The 20,005-nt window shown below is 43.4% G+C and carries 17 protein-coding genes; 5 read left to right on the forward strand and 12 right to left on the reverse strand.

The features are described from left to right. Positions 1-241: 241 nt before the first annotated feature. The 6 genes from vpsR to xerD all read right to left on the reverse strand — a co-directional run bounded on the left by vpsR (position 242) and on the right by xerD (position 8,351). Positions 242-1,576, reverse strand: a complete 1,335-nt coding sequence (vpsR, locus tag OCW38_RS12185; RefSeq protein WP_010434821.1) for a cyclic-di-GMP-binding transcriptional regulator VpsR — start codon at positions 1,574-1,576, stop codon at positions 242-244. 271 nt (positions 1,577-1,847) lie between these two features. Further along, positions 1,848-3,380, reverse strand: a complete 1,533-nt coding sequence (gene lysS / locus OCW38_RS12190; RefSeq protein ID WP_010434820.1) for a lysine--tRNA ligase — start codon at positions 3,378-3,380, stop codon at positions 1,848-1,850. A 98-nt stretch (positions 3,381-3,478) separates the two neighbouring features. After that, a protein-coding gene (gene prfB / locus OCW38_RS12195) for a peptide chain release factor 2 (protein WP_100208942.1) occupies positions 3,479-4,577 on the reverse strand; the annotation gives its coding sequence in 2 pieces (ribosomal slippage) (positions 3,479-4,501 and positions 4,503-4,577; 1,098 coding nt in all). A 236-nt stretch (positions 4,578-4,813) separates the two neighbouring features. After that, a complete protein-coding gene (recJ, locus tag OCW38_RS12200) occupies positions 4,814-6,550 on the reverse strand; it encodes a single-stranded-DNA-specific exonuclease RecJ (protein ID WP_010434818.1) in 1,737 nt (578 codons plus the stop codon). Positions 6,551-6,630: 80 nt separating this feature from the next. Next, positions 6,631-7,410 (reverse strand): thioredoxin fold domain-containing protein, encoded by a 780-nt coding sequence (locus tag OCW38_RS12205; RefSeq protein ID WP_261894194.1) that lies wholly within the window; start codon positions 7,408-7,410, stop codon positions 6,631-6,633. A gap of 26 nt (positions 7,411-7,436) precedes the next feature. Then, positions 7,437-8,351 carry a site-specific tyrosine recombinase XerD gene (xerD, locus tag OCW38_RS12210; RefSeq protein ID WP_261894199.1) on the reverse strand — a complete coding sequence of 305 codons (915 nt, stop codon included), beginning with the start codon at positions 8,349-8,351 and terminating at the stop codon, positions 7,437-7,439. Between the two features lie 150 nt (positions 8,352-8,501). Here xerD and fldB point away from each other — a divergent pair, with 150 nt between their 5' ends. Continuing rightward, positions 8,502-9,023 carry a flavodoxin FldB gene (fldB, locus tag OCW38_RS12215; protein ID WP_016767735.1) on the forward strand — a complete coding sequence of 174 codons (522 nt, stop codon included), beginning with the start codon at positions 8,502-8,504 and terminating at the stop codon, positions 9,021-9,023. 170 nt (positions 9,024-9,193) lie between these two features. Here the strand turns inward: fldB and brnQ are convergent, their stop codons facing one another. Further along, complete coding sequence (gene brnQ, locus OCW38_RS12220) at positions 9,194-10,507, reverse strand: branched-chain amino acid transport system II carrier protein (RefSeq protein WP_010434813.1); 1,314 nt, start codon at positions 10,505-10,507, stop codon at positions 9,194-9,196. A 314-nt stretch (positions 10,508-10,821) separates the two neighbouring features. Between brnQ and OCW38_RS12225 the strand changes: the two genes are divergently transcribed. Further along, positions 10,822-11,550 (forward strand): tRNA1(Val) (adenine(37)-N6)-methyltransferase, encoded by a 729-nt coding sequence (locus tag OCW38_RS12225; RefSeq protein WP_016785651.1) that lies wholly within the window; start codon positions 10,822-10,824, stop codon positions 11,548-11,550. A 107-nt stretch (positions 11,551-11,657) separates the two neighbouring features. Further along, entirely contained in the window at positions 11,658-12,923 is a 1,266-nt protein-coding gene (gene srmB, locus OCW38_RS12230; protein ID WP_261894202.1) for an ATP-dependent RNA helicase SrmB, read from the forward strand. Positions 12,924-13,085: 162 nt separating this feature from the next. On the opposite strand, the gene yaaA is transcribed toward srmB, so the two are convergent. Further along, entirely contained in the window at positions 13,086-13,862 is a 777-nt protein-coding gene (gene yaaA, locus OCW38_RS12235) for a peroxide stress protein YaaA (RefSeq protein ID WP_016767738.1), read from the reverse strand. A gap of 208 nt (positions 13,863-14,070) precedes the next feature. Next, a complete protein-coding gene (locus OCW38_RS12240) occupies positions 14,071-15,498 on the reverse strand; it encodes an alanine/glycine:cation symporter family protein (protein WP_010434805.1) in 1,428 nt (475 codons plus the stop codon). 712 nt (positions 15,499-16,210) lie between these two features. On the opposite strand from OCW38_RS12240, the gene OCW38_RS12245 reads away from it, so the two are divergent. Beyond that, positions 16,211-16,399 carry a DUF3545 family protein gene (locus tag OCW38_RS12245; RefSeq protein ID WP_010434803.1) on the forward strand — a complete coding sequence of 63 codons (189 nt, stop codon included), beginning with the start codon at positions 16,211-16,213 and terminating at the stop codon, positions 16,397-16,399. Between the two features lie 212 nt (positions 16,400-16,611). Here OCW38_RS12245 and OCW38_RS12250 read toward each other — a convergent pair whose 3' ends face one another. The 3 genes from OCW38_RS12250 to nfo form a co-directional block, all read right to left on the reverse strand. Then, complete coding sequence (locus OCW38_RS12250; RefSeq protein WP_010434801.1) at positions 16,612-17,163, reverse strand: hemerythrin domain-containing protein; 552 nt, start codon at positions 17,161-17,163, stop codon at positions 16,612-16,614. A gap of 86 nt (positions 17,164-17,249) precedes the next feature. Then, a complete protein-coding gene (ung, locus tag OCW38_RS12255; RefSeq protein WP_010434799.1) occupies positions 17,250-17,930 on the reverse strand; it encodes a uracil-DNA glycosylase in 681 nt (226 codons plus the stop codon). A gap of 406 nt (positions 17,931-18,336) precedes the next feature. Beyond that, the gene (gene nfo, locus OCW38_RS12260) at positions 18,337-19,245 is read right to left on the reverse strand and encodes a deoxyribonuclease IV (RefSeq protein ID WP_010434798.1); all 909 of its coding nucleotides are present in this window, start codon (positions 19,243-19,245) and stop codon (positions 18,337-18,339) included. A 326-nt stretch (positions 19,246-19,571) separates the two neighbouring features. Between nfo and grcA the strand changes: the two genes are divergently transcribed. Next, positions 19,572-19,949 carry an autonomous glycyl radical cofactor GrcA gene (grcA, locus tag OCW38_RS12265; RefSeq protein WP_009848415.1) on the forward strand — a complete coding sequence of 126 codons (378 nt, stop codon included), beginning with the start codon at positions 19,572-19,574 and terminating at the stop codon, positions 19,947-19,949. Positions 19,950-20,005 lie beyond the last annotated feature (56 nt).

Here is a 20,005-nt window from a genome sequence, read left to right on the forward strand (position 1 = left end):
CAACCGCTAATTGGCTCACATTTTTAAAACAATGCATTCACCTGGAATATCAGTTGCATATTCATTTATATATAAGATATTCACTATTATTATATAAAATCACAGAACATATCTCTTAGTGACCTAGGGGGCATCTCTCAATTGTTCGAATGTGAACACAGCGACTAACAACAAAAAGAGCCACGCATGATGCGTCGCTCTTAAATTTACACTAACAGATTGAATCACTTAGCAAAGAATTCTAAATAACGCCCTCAGAAATAAGGCTGTGTTTATTCAATAAACGGTACATCGTTGCTCGTGATACTCCGAGCTCCTTAGCAGCCAACGAGACCTGTCCACCGTAAGATTCCAATACAATCAACAATGCATCGCGCTCTGAACGCTCACGAATGCTTTTCAAACTGCGACGTTCATCATTCTGTTTTGGTAAATCAAGTTGGTGATCTTCTATGATCACGGCATCCGACATCAGAACAACACGCTTTATCTGATTCATCAGCTCACGAACGTTGCCTGGCCAGTGGTAGCGATTCATTGAACGAATAGCATCCTCTGAGAAACTCTTAGCCTGAGCATTAAACTCTTTCGAGTACTCACGTAAGAAATGATTCGCTAACACAGAAATATCGCTCACACGCTCTTTCAGACTCGGAACATGAATACGCAACACATTAATGTAATGATACAATTCTTCATTGAAGTCACCTTCAATCAATGCTTTTTCGATATCAGAAGAGTTCGCCGCCAGAATACGTACATCGATAGATTTTGGCCCTGCCGCAGTTTCAATTTTGCCTTCTTGTAAAAAGCGAAGTAGATTCAATTGTTGATTACGGGGCATCGCCAACACATCATTGAGTAAGATAGTTCCGCCGTCTGCTTCTTCTAATATACACGGTGCCGAAGTTTGCTGTGTTGAAATACCAAACACTTCAGCTTCTATTCTCATTTCAGACAAGGCACGGCAATTAACCGTTAGAAATGGATTCTGTGCTCGCGAAGAGTTTTGATGAATAGAACGTGCGATCGTCTCTTTACCTGCCCCACTCTCTCCGTAAATTAAGATACTGACATCAGTAGGCCCAATGCGCTTTACTTGGTCTCTCAAGCGCTTCACAGCCACAGAGTCACCCAATAGGCCCATATTGTTGTTAATGCCGTAGTTTGGCCATACTTTCTGCTCAAGCTTGAGCATACCCAACTGGTGACCAATAGTACTCAGTAGCTGAGCATCAGGGATTGGTGCCGTGAAAAAGTCGATACAGAAGTTAACGATAAATTGGCAGATCGTATCAGAGCTCAATTGAGATTCACGAATAAAGGCGAGCCATCGCACCTGCTTGTTATTGCTTACGAGGTTAGCAATACCGTTAAGACTAAACTCATCATGGCTAAGATCAACAATACCGATACATGGACCAATGTCAGCAATCAAGGCATCGGCTTTTCGTAGATCTGCACACTGGGTACACTGCCAACCCACTTGTTCTAACACTGATAACCAGGGTTCGTACGCACCACCAACCACGATAAGAGAACCTGGTAAGGAATCCATCTTAAATTGAGTTCCCATCCTTCTTCCTTATTCTATTTTTATTTAAATCAGACTAATACGAGTTTAATGCTGATAACTCTACAAAATGCCACGAGATCGTATTCAGCGCCGAGGCGTATAATAATGAGACTATCTTAGATTTTTCGTCTCAATAGTAAGACTATGTCAGAAATAGTGATTTTTCGAATCAAGAGTGCGGTGCAAGCAAGGTTTTAAAGTCATAAAAGCAGAAAAGCCACCCGAAGGTGGCTTTTCAATTAACGCGTTTGTTACAAACCGTAAGCGAAAATTACGCTTGTGGGCGCATTGCCGGGAACAAAATCACATCACGAATTGTGTGCGTGTTTGTAAATAGCATCGCTAGACGGTCGATACCGATACCTTGACCCGCTGTTGGCGGTAGGCCGTGCTCTAGTGCTGTAATGTAGTCTGCATCGTAGTACATAGCTTCATCATCACCCGCGTCTTTCGCGTTAACTTGCGCTTTGAAACGTTCGTCTTGATCTTGTGCATCGTTAAGCTCAGAGAAACCGTTCGCGACTTCACGGCCACCGATGAAGAACTCAAAACGGTCTGTGAAGAATGGGTTGTCATCGCTACGACGTGCTAGAGGAGAGATGTCCGCTGGGTAGCCAGTGATGAACGTTGGTTGAATTAGCTGAGGCTCAGCCGTTTCACCAAAGATCTCTTCAAGAAGCTGACCACACGTCCAAAACTTCTCAACGTACAGACCTACTTCTTCTGCAATTTTAACCATCAATTCTCTGTTCTGAAGATCATCTTCAGTCAAAGCTTGAATGTTTGCATTTTCAGGAGTGTAGTGTTTGATTGCATCGAACATGCTCATGCGAGCGTAAGTGCCACCGAACTCAACTGTTTCCTCACCGTAAGGCATAGAAGTAGAACCAAGAACGTCCATTGCTGCTGTGCTTAGCATCTCTTCCGTTAGATCCATTAGATCTTTGTAGTCAGAGTACGCTTGGTAGAATTCCATCATTGTGAATTCTGGGTTGTGACGTGGAGAGAGACCTTCGTTACGGAAGTTACGGTTGATCTCGAATACACGGTCAAAACCACCAACCACTAGACGCTTAAGGTAAAGCTCAGGTGCAACACGTAGGTACATGTCGATGTCTAGTGCGTTGTGATGAGTGATGAATGGACGTGCTGTTGCACCGCCTGGGATCACGTGCATCATTGGCGTTTCAACTTCTAGGTAGCCTTTTGAGCTCATGAAGTTACGGATTGAAGACACAAGCTTAGAACGCACGATGAATGTGTTACGAGAGTCTTCGTTCACGATTAGATCAACGTAACGCTGACGGTAACGCATCTCTTGGTCAGTTAGACCGTGGAACTTCTCTGGCAGAGGACGAAGTGCTTTCGTTAGCAATTCAAACTCTTCCATGTTCACGTAAAGGTCGCCTTTACCTGATTTGTGAAGCGCACCTTTAACACCGATGATGTCACCGATATCTAGGCCTTGGTACTTCTCTTTTAGTACTTTTTGAACATCTTTCGCTGCGTATGCTTGGATACGACCAGAAGTTTCTTGAATCGCAAGGAATGGACCACGCTTCGCCATAATACGACCAGCGATCGCAACGATGTGGTTAAGCTCTTCGAGCTCTTCCTTAGTCTTCTCACCGAATTCCGCTTGAAGGTCGCCAGCTAGGTGCTCACGACGGAAGTCATTTGGGTGACCGTTAGCTTTGCAGTTTTGGCGGATGTGATCCAGCTTGCTGCGGCGCTCAGCGATTAGTTTGTTCTCTTCAGGTGAAGAAGCTTCTTGTGCGTTTTCGTTTTGAACAGCATCAGTCATTAGAGATGTACCCTGCTTTTATAATTTGGACAGCTATATTTTTTCAAATATAGGCATTTTTACCAATATTATTGGTAAAGCTTAATAGTTGATAAAGCTTACAGACCTGATTTCAGGCTAGCTTCAATAAACTTGTCTAAGTCACCGTCAAGAACCGCTTGAGTGTTACGGTTTTCGATGCCGGTGCGTAAATCTTTGATACGAGAATCATCCAGTACGTAAGAGCGGATCTGACTGCCCCAACCGATGTCTGATTTCGTTTCTTCGCTCGCTTGTTTTTCAGCATTTTGTTTTTGAATCTCAAGTTCAAAAAGCTTAGCACGTAGCTGCTTCATCGCTTGATCTTTGTTCTTATGCTGCGAACGGTCATTCTGACACTGAACCACGGTGTTAGTCGGAACGTGAGTAATACGTACCGCTGATTCCGTGGTGTTTACGTGCTGACCACCAGCGCCAGAGGCACGGTATACATCAATACGTAAGTCAGAAGGATTAATGTCGATCGTAATGTTGTCATCAATCTCAGGATAGATAAACGCAGAGGCAAATGAAGTATGACGACGACCACTTGAATCAAATGGTGACTTACGAACTAGACGGTGAACACCAGTCTCTGTACGTAACCAACCGTAAGCGTACTCACCAGAGATACGTACCGTTGCACCTTTAAGGCCAGCAACATCACCATCAGACACCTCGATAACTTCAGTCTTGAAGCCTTTCGAATCAGCCCAACGTAAGTACATACGCAACATCATTGAAGTCCAGTCTTGAGCTTCTGTACCGCCCGAGCCTGACTGTAAATCGATGTAGCAATCTGATGCATCGTGATCACCAGAGAACATACGACGGAATTCCAGCTTCTCTAGCTTAGCTTCAAGCTCGGCGAGTTCTGGTTCAATCTCATCGAACGTTTCTTGATCTTCTTCTTCAACCGCAAGCTCTAATAGGCCATCAACATCCTCAACGCCCTGGTCAAGTTGGTCGATTGTTTCTACTACCGCTTCCAATGCAGAACGTTCTTTACCTAGCGCTTGAGCACGCTCAGGTTCGTTCCATACATCCGGTTGTTCTAATTCTGCGTTTACTTCTTCTAGACGCTCTTTCTTAGCGTCATAGTCAAAGATACCCCCTCAGGATATTTGTGCGCTCAGACACATCCTGCAGACGGTTTTTTATAGGATTGATTTCAAACATTTTAGCTCATCATTTATGAGTAGAATTTAACCGAAGAATTGTACTCAAAAGTGTGACGGAGATACAGAATTTTTTAGAGCGGTGAACCAAGATTCAATAACTTAATGGGATATAAAATTGACAGGCAGAAAAAACACGTAAAATTTGTAAGGGAAGGGAAGAGAACAAGCTCTGTTTTTGAACAAAGCTTGTTGAATTTGGCGCTATATGATGAGAATTGTTGAGTCTAAAAAGAACTATTTGGCCTCGATGTAATCAATCATCAGCTGCAAAGATTGGTTGCCACGAAACTCGTTAATATCGAGCTTAAATGCAAGGTGCACAGTTTTCACCGAAGCATCAGGCCAGCGGCGTAGGTCCACATTAAAGGCGATACCATCAATCATCACATTGGTCGGGTGACCTTTGTAGAGCGGCTCCAACATCAACTTAAGATGTTTTTCACCCACCAACTTTTGATGCAGTACTTTAAATTCACCATCGAAGATTGGCTCAGGGAAAGCTTGTCCCCACGGACCACCTGAACGAAGCGTTTCGGCGGTGTGCATTGAGAACTCTTCAGGTAACAACTCACCATCAGACAAGATAATGCCCTTCAGTGCTGTTTCTCCAAGCTCATTCTTCACGACATCGTTAAACAGCTTACTGAAGCGATCAAAGTCCTTTTCCATGATGGTTAAGCCTGCCGCCATCGCATGGCCACCAAACTTCAAGATCAAACCTGGGTTTTGAGTGTCGATTCGGTCCAACGCATCACGCATATGTAAACCCGGAATCGAACGACAAGAGCCCTTTATGCTCCCTTCCCCACCATCAGCGAAAGCAATCACTGGACGATGGTATTTATCTTTGATGCGCGAAGCCAAGATACCAATCACACCTTGATGCCAATCACGCTGGAACAACGCTAAACCCGAAGGCAGATCGTCTTTACCAAACTCAAGGCGCTCACAAAAAGCCATCGCTTCTTGCTTCATACCCTCTTCGATCTCTTTACGTGTTTGGTTCAAACCATCCAGCTCACTCGCCATTCGACGTGCAGCATGGATGTTGTTACTCATTAGCAACTCAACACCAAAAGACATATCGTCCAGTCTGCCGGCCGCATTAATGCGAGGACCAAGTGCAAAGCCAAAATCAGATGCGACTAAACGCTTAGCGTCTCGCTTGGCAATTTCAATCAAAGCTTGAATACCCGGACGAGCTTTACCTGCACGAATACGCTGCAACCCTTGATGTACCAAAATTCGGTTGTTTTCATCAAGCGGGACTACATCGGCAACGGTGCCCAGAGCCACAAGGTCAATCAGTTCCATCAACTTAGGTTCTGTCATGCCGCGTTCTGCAAACCAATTCAACTTACGCATATGAACACAAAGCGCCATCATCAAATAAAAGGCGACACCAACCCCCGCTAAAGCCTTTGATGGAAAAGCGCAGCTTTCAAGGTTCGGATTGACCATCGCATCGACGATGGGCAACTCATGACCCGGTAAATGATGGTCAGTAACTAAAACTTCTAATCCTTTCTCTTTAGCAAAACGAACCCCTTCAATCGAAGAGACACCGTTGTCGACCGTCATGATGACCTCAGCGCCAAGTTCGATAGCCTGTACGACAACTTCAGGACTCAAACCATAGCCATCTTCAAAACGGTTTGGTACCAGATAATCAACATTCGAACTACCCAGCATGCGCAGTGCCAATACCGACAAAGCAGAACTGGTCGCACCATCAGCATCAAAATCACCAACGATGATAATGCGTTTTTGCTGCTGAATGGCTTTGAACAATAATTCAACCGCAGCATCGATACCACCCAGTTTTTGATAAGAGTGTAGGCCTTTCGCTGCTGTCTCTAATTGGTCGGCACTGTTGATTCCGCGACTCACATAGATGCGCTTTAACAAGTCAGGTAAATGAGCAGGTAAAACTGAAGTATCGACCTCAGGACGGCGTTGGATCTCTATCATATAAAAATGGGCCCGATATCAATCAGGCCACTCCTTAAATCAAAAACATGGGGAATATGTTGGTAATACAGAAATGAAGATTACTGCTCTAAACGTTGAAGCAGTTGTGCTGGTGGTAAGTAACCACTCACCAATTCACCACTTGCTAGCACGATAGCTGGAGTGCCATTAATACCAAGCTCACGGCCTAATTGGTATTGCTTAGCGATGATCTGCTTTTGCTCTGCTAGGTTTTTACCAGAAGCTGGCATTTGACGATTGACTTTCACATCGTGCATGGCTTCTTTTGGATCGTCAGAAGCCCAAATTGCCGCCATTTGGTCGGCAACTTGTCCAGTTGCGCCTTGGCGCGGGTAAGCCATGTAGCGAACAGTAATTCCTAAGTCGTTATAGCCTTGCATTTGGCTATGCAGACGAACACAGTAACCACACGTAATGTCAGTAAATACAGTCACAAAGTACTTTTCATTATCGGCTTTATATTCGATAACCGTATCTGACATTGCCGCGACTTTTTCAGCATTCAACGGCGCTTGACGCTCAGCCAAAACATCACTGAACTTGCCGTTGTCGTCCAAAGAGTAAAGAGTACCCGCGATAAAATGATCACCTTCTGGAGAAGAAAAGATAATGCCGCTGTTCGTTTGAACCTCCAGCAGGCCATCAATATCTGAAGGAACGATCTTATCGACTTTAATACCGATTTTTTCAAAGCGCTTAGTTAACGCAGCGGTATCAATAGCTTGAGCTGAAGCAACTTCTACGGCTGTTGATGTTGGTTCTACTTTCGCTTCTGATGCATTACATGCAGTAATCATAAGAGGAAACGCTAATAGAGGAAGACGGCGTAATACGCTCATTAAGTTCACCTTAAAAATAAATGGATTTAAGCACGTGGATGATGCTGAGCGTGAATTTGCTTCAGCCTCTCGGTCGCCACGTGAGTATAAATTTGGGTTGTCGATAAGTCACTATGCCCCAGCAACATCTGTACGACCCTGAGATCTGCGCCATAGTTCAGTAAATGCGTGGCAAAAGCGTGTCTTAATACGTGTGGTGACAGTAATTCAGTATCAATACCAGCCACAACTGAATAGTGCTTAATACGATACCAAAACGTCTGACGGGTCATTTGCTTGGCACGCTTGCTCGGAAAAACCACATCAGAGCTATTGTCGCCGAGTAGTTGTGGGCGACCTTGTTCAATAAAAGTCTCTATCCAATCCACGGCATTTTCGCCCATGGGAACCAAGCGTTCTTTACCGCCTTTACCGATAACACGTACTACGCCTTGTCTTAAGCTGATGTTTTCCATGGTTAAGCTGACCAGTTCCGTAACACGTAAACCCGTCGCATAGAGTAATTCAAGCATCGCCTTATCACGAAGCTCAATAGGATCGTCCGGATCAGGCGCTTCAAGCAAGGCATCAACCTGTTCTTCGCTCAAATCTTTCGGTAAGCGTTGCGGCAACTTAGGGCTGATCAACAAGGCACTGGGATCATCTCCTCGAATTTTCTCGCGGTGTAAATATTGAAATAAGCGACGAATTGCCGACAGCATGCGAGCACGAGAAGTCTGCTTAAAATCAGCGTCAGCTAACCAGCCTTGATAATCCTGTAAACCAGAAAGGCTAATGAAGTCGAGGCGATAATTGTTCTTTTCCATCCACGCTAATAACTTGGATAAATCAGTACGATACGAGACGAGGGTATTTTCAGATAATCCTCGCTCCATCCACATAGCATCTAAAAACTGCTCAACGAGACCGTGGTCTGCGCTCTGCCCTTGAGGCGACTGCATAGTGTTACTCACAATATTGGAAACTGTTTTGAGAGTATGCCAGAGCAAATATGAATGCCATAAAAATTACGACTTGAGCGGATAATCGCTGCAATCGAAGTCGATTTATGGTTAGAATTCGCCATCTGAAATTAAAATCGAACGTTTGCTATGAAAATTGGATTATTTTACGGCTCAACCACCTGCTACACAGAAATGGCAGCAGAAAAAATTCGCGGCATAATTGGTGAAGACCTAGTTGATATCCATAACGTGAAAGAAACCCCTCTTTCATTGATGGCGGACTACGACCTTTTGTTGCTAGGGATTTCTACTTGGGATTTCGGTGAAATTCAAGAAGATTGGAATGAGCTGTGGGAAGACATCGCAACCACGCCAATGAAAGGCAAGGTTGTGGCTCTGTTTGGTCTAGGTGATCAAGAGGGCTACGGTGAATGGTTCTTAGATGCGATGGGACTATTGCATGATGAACTGAAAACCGCAGGCGCTGAATTTGTCGGCTTCTGGCCAAACGATGACAGCTACGAGTTTGAAGCATCTAAAGCGTTAACGGAAGACAAATCTCAGTTCGTCGGCTTAGCTCTGGATGAAGATTCACAGTACGAACTCAGCGACGAACGCATCGCAACTTGGGTTGAACAAGTACTCGTCGAGTACAGCGAAAAGCTTTAAGTTCAGTTTTCTTAAAGCTAAGCGTTAAGAATTAAGCGCGAGTTTCTAACCCTAAGCCGAAAAAACATGATCGATTAGATACAAAAAGGCCTCATCACTGCAAAGTAATGAGGCCTTTTCTATTCAACTTTATATTGAATACGGGCTAACGATTTAATCTTAACGGAAGATTAAACAGTCTCTTCAGCCATCTCTTGCTCTGTTGCTTTACCAACAAAGAACATACAGATGATTGCTGCAGTCGTTGGCAATAACCAACCCATACCGAACTCAAATAGCGGAAGCATGTTAAGTGCAGATACATCGATACCCGCAACTTTAGCGCCATCAATAAGAGCAAACATCAGTGACACTAAAACAACCACACGGTAAGCCGCTTTTGGATTAGGGAAGCGGCTGCGCAAGAACGTCAGTGCTACCAATGCGATTGCTACTGGGTACAGTGCAAACAGTACTGGAACAGATAGAGAAATCAGCTGAGAAAGGCCAACGTTCGCAACGGTTGCACAAGCTACACCATTGATGATTACCCAAGTCTTGTAAGACAGAGGCGTTAGCGAGCTGAAATAATCAGAACATGCTGAAACAAGGCCGATTGCCGTTGTTAGACATGCTAGCAATACGATCACTGAAAGTACTAGCTGACCAGATGGGCCAAATAGTGATTGAACGTAAAGGCTTAGGATAGCACCGCCATTGTCAGCACCTGCAGCTACTGTTGCACTCGTTGCGCCTAAGAAGAACAAAGAGATGTAAACAAACGCTAGACCAGCTGCAGCAATACAACCTGCGCTGATTAAATACTTAGTCGTTGCCGCGCGATCAGTAATTCCTTTGCTGCGAATCGCATCAACAATCAGCATGCCGAACATCAAAGAAGCAAAAGTATCCATGGTGTTGTAACCTTCAAGGAAACCTTTGGTTAGTGGCTGAGTGATATATTCTCCGTGTGCCGCAAAAATGTCGCCTTGAGGGTTAACAAACACAGCAATCGCCAATACAACTAAACCAACGAATAGTACAGGTGTAAGCACCTTACCAATAACGTCGATTAGCTTACCTTGAGACCATGAGAAGAACATCGCTACAACAAAAAATGCAATCGAAAAGAACGTAAGGTGAGCTTGAGAGGCATCGATGAAGAACGGTTTCACCGCCATCTCATAAGCAACAAGACCGGTACGCGGTGCAGCAAATGCAGGACCAATGATAATAAAGATCAGCACAGCCATAATGGTAGCTGCTCGCTTAGGAAGATCTTTGGTTAGATGACCCCAAGAGCCACCAGCCACAGCCACAGCAACGATAGTGATTAATGGCAGACCAACGGCGGTCAGCAAGAAACCAAACATCGCTGGAAGGAAATGGTCACCAGCTAATTGACCAGCAAGAGGTGGGAAGATGATATTACCCGCACCTAAGAAAAACGCAAAAAGCATAAAGCCCAATGCCATTATATCTGTTAGTTTTAGACTCTGTTTCACAGATAATCCTTAATTATATTTATGAGTTTATGTTGTGCTTACATGAATGTTACAGCTCAAAGCTGCCAATCAATCTATAAAATAGTCGCGCATAATGACGAAACACTTGGCTAGCTGCAAGTCACCACAAAAAAACACCATATAAATTTGCATATGAGAACCAAAAGCAGTGGATTCCACTGGATACAGAAAAATAGACGCAATTATAAACTAACCACAATTTACAACAATAGCTTTCCAAACAGAACATTGATTCATACAACTAATTAACATTAGAGCTAATCACTTAAAAATTCTCGATACTCAGAACATTCATGAAAGACAAAACAATAGAAACCAAAAGCTTCAATTTTAAAAAATTCTCTATTTACGGTGGACAAAGCGGCATGCCCGTTAGCACCGATGGCGTACTACTTGGAGCGTGGACTAACCTTGCACCGAAATCATCGGTACTCGACATAGGGACAGGAACAGGCTTATTAGCCTTGATGACGGCACAACGCTATGAAGATGCCTCTATCTTTGCGATCGATATTGATCTGCACGCGATTGATGCGGCGACAATCAACATTGAGCAGTCGCAGTGGCAAGATCGCATCTCTCTTCATCATGGCAGTGTGTTAACGGCGGATTTTTCACAAAGATTTGATGCGATTATCTGTAACCCACCCTACTTCAACTCTGGTGAACAGGCGCAGCAAAGCCAAAGAGCAACGGCCAGACATACAGGAAGCTTGGATCACCTTCAGCTTGCCATGCGTTGTTTCGAACTTACCACAGAAAATGCAACCGCAAGCTTCATACTGCCGACTCCAGAAGGAGAAGGTTTCATCAAGCTTGCCCAGCAATGTGGTTGGTATCTAGCAAAACGCCTTGATGTGAAAACAACAAACAAAAAACCCGCTAGCCGAATTTTGTTTGAGTTATCTAAAGATCCTGCTTGCGAGCAAGATTTGCAGTGTGAATCGCTCACGATCCACAACAATAATGGTTATAGCGAGGCATTTATTGCCCTTACTAAAGATTTTTATCTCAAGATGTAGCAAATACCATGTGATCCTAATCACTAATGCTTCTATAATGTCCGACTACTCTTTTTTATCGTCTGCTTTTTGAGGCAGAAACATTTATTGCTTGTGGAGAAACAACAGTGATCAGAACCTTTGCAGAACTCGATCTAAACCAAGAGCTGCTTAAAGCAATTGACGAAATGGGCTACGAACGCCCAACACAGATACAAGCTGAAGCAATCCCACAAGCGTTAGATGGAAGAGACGTTTTGGCTTCTGCGCCAACAGGTACTGGTAAAACAGCATCATTTGTATTGCCAGCACTGCAATACCTACTGGATTTCCCACGTAAGAAATCTGGCCCTGCACGTATGCTTATCCTAACGCCAACGCGCGAGCTGGCAATGCAGATCACCGAACAAGCACGTGAACTTGCTAAATACACCAGCCTGAACATCTTCACGATCACGGGCGGTGTGATGTACCAAGAGCACGCAGATATCTTAAGTACAACTCAAGATATCGTAGTCGCAACACCTGGTCGTTTAATGGAATACATTGAAGGTGAGCGTTTCGATTGTCGTGCGATTGAATGGTTAGTTCTGGATGAAGCAGACCGCATGCTAGACATGGGCTTTGGTCCTGTCGTTGACCGTTTGTCAGCAGAGTGTCGCTGGCGTAAACAAACTTTACTGTTCTCAGCAACACTAGAAGGTAAAGGTATTGAGGGCTTCACTGAAGATCTACTTAAAAACCCAGCGGAGATCGATGCTAAATCATCGCTTCGTGAGCGTAAGAAGATCACTCAGTGGTATCACCGTGCCGATTCAGCTAAACACAAACTTGATATCCTAAAACATATCATCACTGAACAAGCTGAGCGCAGCATCATCTTCTTGAAAACTCGTGATCGCCTAGGTGATCTACGAGCTCAACTTGAAAGCGCGCAAATCCCATGTGCATGGATCCAAGGTGAAATGCCTCAAGATCGCCGTAACAATGCGATTGCTCGTTTTCGTGACGGTTCGGTAAACGTACTTCTCGCGACTGACGTTGCTGCACGTGGTATCGACCTTCCAGACGTAAGCCACGTAATCAACTACGACATGCCACGTACTGCTGATGTCTACCTGCACCGTATTGGCCGTACTGCTCGTGCTGGTAAAAAAGGTAACGCGGTTTCTATCATTGAAGCGCACGACCAGCTGATGATTGAGCGTGTAGCTCGTTACACTGAAGAACCGATCAAAGAGCGCTTTGTCGAAGGTATGCGTCCAACACATAAGAAAGCGGCCGTGACTAAGAAGAAGAAACCGAAGAAAGAAGACAAGAAAGCGGTAGAGAAACAAAAAATCGCGAAGAAGAAAAAAATCGCTAAGAAAAAGAAAGCAGCAAAGAAGAAATAATCTAACTGCTTCAACGATTCCATAAAAAAGCCCCATGCAGTTCGCTGCATGGGGCTTTTCTTTGTCTAGCTTATTATTGTCTGGCCTGTTATCTGGCTAAATAATTCGTCTCTAATTTTAATTACAGGCTAAAGCCGAGACTAACTCGTTAGCCAAGGGCTGCTAGTTTTGCTCTTCACGCTTGAAAACAAGCTCTTTCGCATTCGACTCTTCTTCAACGAAATAGTAACCCGCCGTATCAAATTGAGTTAGCGCTTCTACCGAATCAATTTTGTTCTCGATAATGTAGCGAGCCATCATGCCGCGCGCTTTCTTCGCGTAGAAACTGATCACCTTGTATTGACCGTTCTTACAATCTTTAAATACTGGGGTAATCACTTGGCCGTCAAGGTTCTTCGGCTTCACGGCTTTAAAGTATTCGTTCGACGCTAGATTGATCAGCACATTATCACCCTGAGCATTCAACGCTTCATTGAGCTTGTCTGTGATGATGTTACCCCAGAACTGATACAAGTTAGTACCACGAGCATTCGCCAAGCGTGTCCCCATCTCTAGGCGGTATGGCTGCATCAAATCTAACGGCTTAAGCAAACCATATAACCCAGAAAGCATGCGCAGGTGGTTTTGTGCGTAGTCAAAATCTTCATCCGATAAAGTCTCAGCGTCTAGGCCAGTGTAGACATCGCCCTTAAAGGCTAGGATTGCTTGGCGTGCGTTGTCTTGGGTAAAAGTCTCGCTCCACTGCTCAAAGCGCGCTACGTTCAACCCTGCGATTTTATCGCTGACTTTCATCAGTGTAGAAACATCTACTGGCGTCAGCTTACGGCACTCTTCAATCAGCTCAGCAGAGTGTTCAACAAACTCAGGCTGACTAAAGCGTTCAGTCGCTAATGGTGATTCGTAATCAAGTGTTTTGGCTGGAGAAACGACAACTAACATAACTTTACCCTAATCGGTTATCTAACTGGATGCTGCTAGAGTATAGAAAAAACATCAACTTGTCTTTATGACTCTTCCTATTACTTCGATAGGGAGAATGAGCTTTGATAGACAGAATTAGGCAAATGACAGGCAAAGAAAAAGGCTAAGGTCGAAACCTTAGCCTTTCTAATCACTTTAGGATGAGCTGTTTATCGCTCCAACAAGATTACTTCTTGTTGTTGTCCCAAATACCGTCTTCCAGCTGAGACTTAAGCTCTGGGAAGTCATTCGAATCAAATGTTGGTACTTTACCTGCGTCTAGTTGACGGTTGTAGTCTTTCGCTAGCTTAATCACGATACCCGATAGCAGGATAATTGCCGCCAAGTTTACAATCGCCATTAGGCCCATCGATACGTCAGCCAGTGCCCATACTGTTGGCAATGTCGCTAGAGAACCGAACATAACCATACCCAGAACAACGATACGGAATAGCACTAGGCCTTTCTTGTTGTTGTGCTCAAGGAAGATAAGGTTCGTTTCAGCGTACGAGTAGTTTGCAATGATTGAAGTGAAAGCGAAGAAGAAAATCGCTACCGCTACAAAGATGCCGCCCCATTCGCCCACTTGTGCCGTTAGTGCACGTTGCGTGAGTTCGATACCCGTTACTTCACCATGTGGTACATACTCACCAGACATTAGGATGATTGCTACTGTTGCTGAACAGATAACAATTGTGTCCATGAATACGCCTAGCATTTGCACGTAACCTTGCGATGCTGGATGCGGTGGGTAAGGCGTAGCAGAAGCTGCTGCGTTTGGCGCAGAACCCATACCCGCTTCGTTCGAGAACAAACCACGTTTGATGCCGTTAATCATTGCTTGTGCGATCGCGTAACCTAGGCCACCCGCGGCTGCTTCTTGCAGACCAAAAGCACTCTTGAAGATAAGAGCCAGAACTTCAGGCACTTTCTCAATGTTCATTAGCATTACGTAGATAGCGATAGCTAAATAAGCCAGTGCCATGATTGGAACAATGATTTCTGCAGTACGAGCGATCTTACGGATACCACCGAAGATAACGAATGCAGAGATAATTACGATACCAACACCAACGTAGCCGCGCTCAAAGTCGAATGCCGTATTCATTGCGCTTGCAATTGCGTTTGCTTGAACCGCGTTGAATACTAGACCAAATGCGATGATTAGGAAGATAGAGAATAGAACCCCCATCCAACGCATACCTAGGCCTTTCTCCATGTAGTATGCAGGGCCGCCACGGTAGTTACCGTCGTTATCACGCGTTTTGTATAGCTGTGCTAGAGTGCTTTCAGCAAATGATGTTGCCATACCTAGCATGGCGATTAGCCACATCCAGAAGATAGCACCAGGGCCACCGGCGGTTAGTGCTACAGCAACACCTGCCATGTTACCTGTACCGACACGAGCAGCAAGACTAGTACAAAGAGCTTGGAAAGAAGAGATACCAGCACTGTCTGCTTTACGGCTGTTTCTGAGAACAGAGAACATGTGGCCGAAATGGCGGAATTGAATGAAGCCTAGTCGTACAGTGAAGTAGATACCCACACCAACGAGTAAGTAAACTAAGATAGATCCCCAAAGGAGATCGTTCATCAAATTGATTAAGTCTGTCACGTGAACCTCGTAATTGAGTTTAAGCACTGATCTTGCTTCCGAGCCTTCCTCTAGATCACCTATGCCAGTGTCAATAGTTGTGTCGGCATTAGTTTTATATTTATTTGCTGCGATCTAGATTGTAAATGTCGCTTCATGCATCCATTTTACGTATCAGTGTATTTTTTGACGGGCGGATAATGCAGCGAGACGGCCTAAAAATCAATATGCAATAGAGTTTATATTTAAATGACATTTCACTAATAACACACCTTTTGTTAACACAATTCTCAACAATTAAGCCCAATAAAAGTCACATTACCGGGACATAATATCAACAAAAATCAGTCCTCCAACAAAACAAGGACGCCATGTTATATAAATACCGTCAGCCTAGGCTTTACAAGGTATAGTGAAGATATGTGCATTTTTCTAGAACAATGAGATTCCCATACCGCGCAGCGCAGTGTGCAACTGAATGCACCACTATCAGAATGCTATCCCTTTCGCACAATGAATTAACATTCAATAACCACTAATTTAATCGTTTACTCATGTTTGTTTGCTCATTTTTTGTACACAAAAATCACCACAATGTGTGAGCATGCATAAAAAAATAGAACAAAAGCTTCATGGATTTGAAACAAATGAGAAACAAATCAAGGTTATTGTAGACTTAAATATGATATTTAATGGTTCGTAAGAACGAGTCCCACGGAAGGAGATATGGCTTATGGATAGCTTTCAATTTGATGAAATATCAGAACTAGAAATACCTCGTGCAACTCAAAAAACACGCTCCAAACCACTCAAGCGTAAATGGCGTGAAATCGAAGCAATCAACGACCGTAGACAGCTTGAAAAAGAGTTGAGAGAGATGAACCTAGGCCTCGACTTCAGCCTCGACGATATAAAGCTTTAATCAGCACGACAATAGAATAAAAACTAAAAGGCACCTATAAAGGTGCTTTTTTATTCTATTTGTACCGTCCTAAATATGATTACTCGCCAATTCAAAGCATCGTTTTGAACGCCTATGACCGAAGATAAAGAGTCAACAAGTATCAAGCGACTAATACAGAAGACACCTCAACATAGAGGTGCTTCAAAACTCATATTAGCTGTACTGATAGACTAAACGCACTCTTGTTCATTTTGTCGTACACGAGCTGCAAGCTGGCGGTATTGATCAGCAATCGTCTCTCCAAAGACAGGGTCGTTTTCAGGTTGAAGCCATTGCGATTCAACCTCTTGCCAATCTTTCACAGTAAATTCCTCAATAATCATTGGCAATACATGCTTCTCTTCATATTCCATGTGCTTTCTCTGCGCCTTTACAAAAGCTTCAAGCTGTTCAATAAACACTTGCTGAGGAACTACCGCATCTTGGAGGATCATATCGACTAACCCCAAAAAGTCGGCGGTTTTTTCCGAAAGCAATTGATGCTCTAGCTCCAAGTCTTCAATCACTTGGTCACTTCCATATTGCTTAAGGTAATACCGATAAATGACATCTTCTTTAGGATGATGCACCTTTTCCGAATGATTCATCAAATAATGAACCACCTCAGCGATCAGGCTGTAGTTTATTTCACGCTCTTGTTTTAGACACTCTAACTTATTATTGAGAATCGCGAGCAAACGAGCCATATAGCCATGCTCTCGTCTTATCCTTTCAATCATCATAGTATTGCACTCCATTACACCTACTATTTACAAGTGTATACGAAGATGCTTATTTATGGTTTGACCCTGCTCAGAAAACCATCAATCTATAATTCTGTTGGTAGCCGCCAATCGATAGGTTGTTGATCAATAGAAGAAAGCAGCTGATTAGTTGTTGAGAAATGCTGACAACCGAAGAAACCACGACGTGCAGATAATGGCGATGGGTGAGGTGCAACCAACACATGATGTTTTTTGGCATCAATCACTTGGCCTTTCTTTTGAGCATGCGCTCCCCAAAGCAAGAAGATGATAGGTTCAGAACGCTGATTCAACTCAGCGATGATCGCATCAGTAAAGCTCTCCCAACCACACTTTGCATGTGAGTGTGCTTTCGCCTCTTCTACCGTTAGGACTGTATTCAACATTAACACCCCTTGCGATGCCCAAGATTCAAGAAAACCATGACTAGGAGCCTCAAAACCCTTTATATCTTGTGCAAGCTCTTTGTACATATTACGTAGCGAAGGTGGAATTTTTACACCTGGCAGTACAGAAAAAGCTAAGCCATGCGCTTGATTGGCACCGTGATAAGGGTCTTGACCTAAGATAACCACTCGCACCGACTCAAAAGGTGTCATATCAAAGGCACTGAACACCTGATCTTGTGGAGGGTAGACAGTTTTCCCACTATTACGTTGCTGTTCGACAAAAGTGAGAACATTTTGGAAATACTCTTTCTCACGTTCATCATTAATGATGGATTCCCATGTCTTTGGTGCGCTCATCGTATTACTTCCCAATCATCAAGGTTTCTAGAGGTTGCCGACCTTTCGCTACACAAAAAAATAGCTGTATCGGCTAACTATCCTAAATAAGGATCTAGTTATACCTCATACAGCTATCAATAAACATGATGTGTAGGGTTCACTTGTTGATGAATCATAATAATCAGTTCAAGTTGTGTTTATCTCTATTAACCACTTTTCTGCTGTGTACGATGATGACCATGGTTATGTACATGACGGTTTGGTGTCGGTAAACGACTTGCGACAGAAACAGTTTGAGTTTGGGCTATTGAATACATAAAAGCACCTCCTATAAGACTTCGTGAACTACATATTCACTTTAAGACTATGAAAGAAAGGTGCCAATTATTAGAAATAGAAGGAAATTAATTTCCGCCTCTATATATTACATTTCTTCACTCATAGCCGTTGCTGAGTGATGAAACATTCTAAGTTGTTGAATTTCCTCATTCCATATTGTTGAATCAATGGTTTCCAAGATAAGAGGGATACCATTAAAACGAGAATCCGAGGCAATATATTCAAAACAGTCCCAGCCAATCTCACCTTTTCCTAAAGAATGATGTCTATCTACTCGGCTTGCGAACTCAGCTTTTGAATCATTGATGTGCATTGCTCTTAGATAGTGCATGCCCACGATACGGTCGAACTCAGCAAAAGTATGCTCACACGCTTCTTTTGTTCTTAGGTCATAACCGGCAGTAAAGGTATGGCAAGTATCTAAACACACACCGACGCGTGACTTATCGTCTACTTGATCGATGATCTCTGCTAGGTGCTCAAACTTCCAACCAAGATTAGAGCCTTGCCCAGACGTATTCTCGATCACCGCAATCACATCAGGCACCGCTTGGTGAGCCAAATTAATCGACTCAGCGATCTTGGCCAAGCATTCGGTTTCAGAGATCTTCTTTAAATGACTCCCTGGATGAAAATTCAAAAGCGTTAAACCAAGTTGATTACAACGCTCCATTTCATCGATAAAAGCCGCGCGTGACTTTTCTAGCTTCTCTTCTTCTGGTGCCCCTAAGTTAATAAGGTAAGAATCATGAGGAAGAATATGTTCAGCAGTAAAGCCTAACATTTTGCAGTTGGCTTTAAAGGCGCTGATGGTTTTGGCTTCTAGCGGCTTTGCCGCCCATTGTCTCTGGTTCTTAGTAAACAATGCAAAAGCATTGGCGCCAATCTCACGAGCGCGCATTGGCGCTTGATCAACACCGCCCGCTGCAGACACATGAGCACCAATAAACTTGATATTTGTTTGAGGCTTTGAGGCTGAATTATTGTTTGTCATTAAATCACTTTACACTTTCAGAATGCTTAATAAATAAAGGGTCGTATCAGTTGTAGTTCAATAAAAACACAACAAATGTAGTAAAATTACTACATATGTAACTGTTAAATATTTTTTATACTTTAAAATATTTTGTAATTACTTTGTTTTCAAAGGTTTTATTGATTTACCTCAATATAATTACCTTTGTAAAAATATGGTTTTTGGTTGTTTTTTGACTTAAATCAATGTTAACCTTACTAATATTAGGTATATATTACCCAGCTCAATAAAAATCGAAAGTTAACACCATAATCAAACCACATTCAGTGGACTAGGAGATAGTTATGATCCAAGGTATTCAAATTACTAAAGCAGCGAACGATGACCTACTAAACTCAATCTGGCTACTAGATAGCGAGAAGAATGAAGCTCGTTGTGTTGTTGCTACTTCAGGTTTCGAAGCTGACCAAGTTATCTCAGCTGCAGACCTAGGCGAGTACGAAAGCCGTGAAGTTGCAATCGAAGCAGCACCACGCATCGAAGGTGGCCAACACCTAAACGTTAACGTTCTTAAGCGTGAAACGTTAGAAGATGCAGTTGCTCACCCAGAGAACTACCCACAACTAACTATCCGTGTATCGGGTTACGCTGTACGTTTCAACTCTCTAACTACTGAACAGCAACGTGACGTTATCGCACGTACGTTCACTGAGTCTCTATAATTTTTTAGAGCTTGAATTAGAATACAAAAACGGCGCTCATTGAGCGCCGTTTTTAT

The organism is Vibrio cyclitrophicus (genome assembly GCF_024347435.1).
Classification (GTDB): domain Bacteria; phylum Pseudomonadota; class Gammaproteobacteria; order Enterobacterales; family Vibrionaceae; genus Vibrio; species Vibrio cyclitrophicus.

Coding starts and splice junctions, on each gene's coding strand:
- fldB (WP_016767735.1), top strand. CDS start 8,502: ATGAAAATTGGATTATTTTACGGCTCAACCACCTGCTACACAGAAATG.
- xerD (WP_261894199.1), bottom strand. CDS start 8,351: ATGCAGTCGCCTCAAGGGCAGAGCGCAGACCACGGTCTCGTTGAGCAG.
- nfo (WP_010434798.1), bottom strand. CDS start 19,245: ATGACAAACAATAATTCAGCCTCAAAGCCTCAAACAAATATCAAGTTT.
- OCW38_RS12225 (WP_016785651.1), top strand. CDS start 10,822: ATGAAAGACAAAACAATAGAAACCAAAAGCTTCAATTTTAAAAAATTC.
- OCW38_RS12245 (WP_010434803.1), top strand. CDS start 16,211: ATGGATAGCTTTCAATTTGATGAAATATCAGAACTAGAAATACCTCGT.
- grcA (WP_009848415.1), top strand. CDS start 19,572: ATGATCCAAGGTATTCAAATTACTAAAGCAGCGAACGATGACCTACTA.
- vpsR (WP_010434821.1), bottom strand. CDS start 1,576: ATGGGAACTCAATTTAAGATGGATTCCTTACCAGGTTCTCTTATCGTG.
- yaaA (WP_016767738.1), bottom strand. CDS start 13,862: ATGTTAGTTGTCGTTTCTCCAGCCAAAACACTTGATTACGAATCACCA.
- lysS (WP_010434820.1), bottom strand. CDS start 3,380: ATGACTGATGCTGTTCAAAACGAAAACGCACAAGAAGCTTCTTCACCT.
- recJ (WP_010434818.1), bottom strand. CDS start 6,550: ATGATAGAGATCCAACGCCGTCCTGAGGTCGATACTTCAGTTTTACCT.
- ung (WP_010434799.1), bottom strand. CDS start 17,930: ATGAGCGCACCAAAGACATGGGAATCCATCATTAATGATGAACGTGAG.
- OCW38_RS12205 (WP_261894194.1), bottom strand. CDS start 7,410: ATGAGCGTATTACGCCGTCTTCCTCTATTAGCGTTTCCTCTTATGATT.
- OCW38_RS12250 (WP_010434801.1), bottom strand. CDS start 17,163: ATGATGATTGAAAGGATAAGACGAGAGCATGGCTATATGGCTCGTTTG.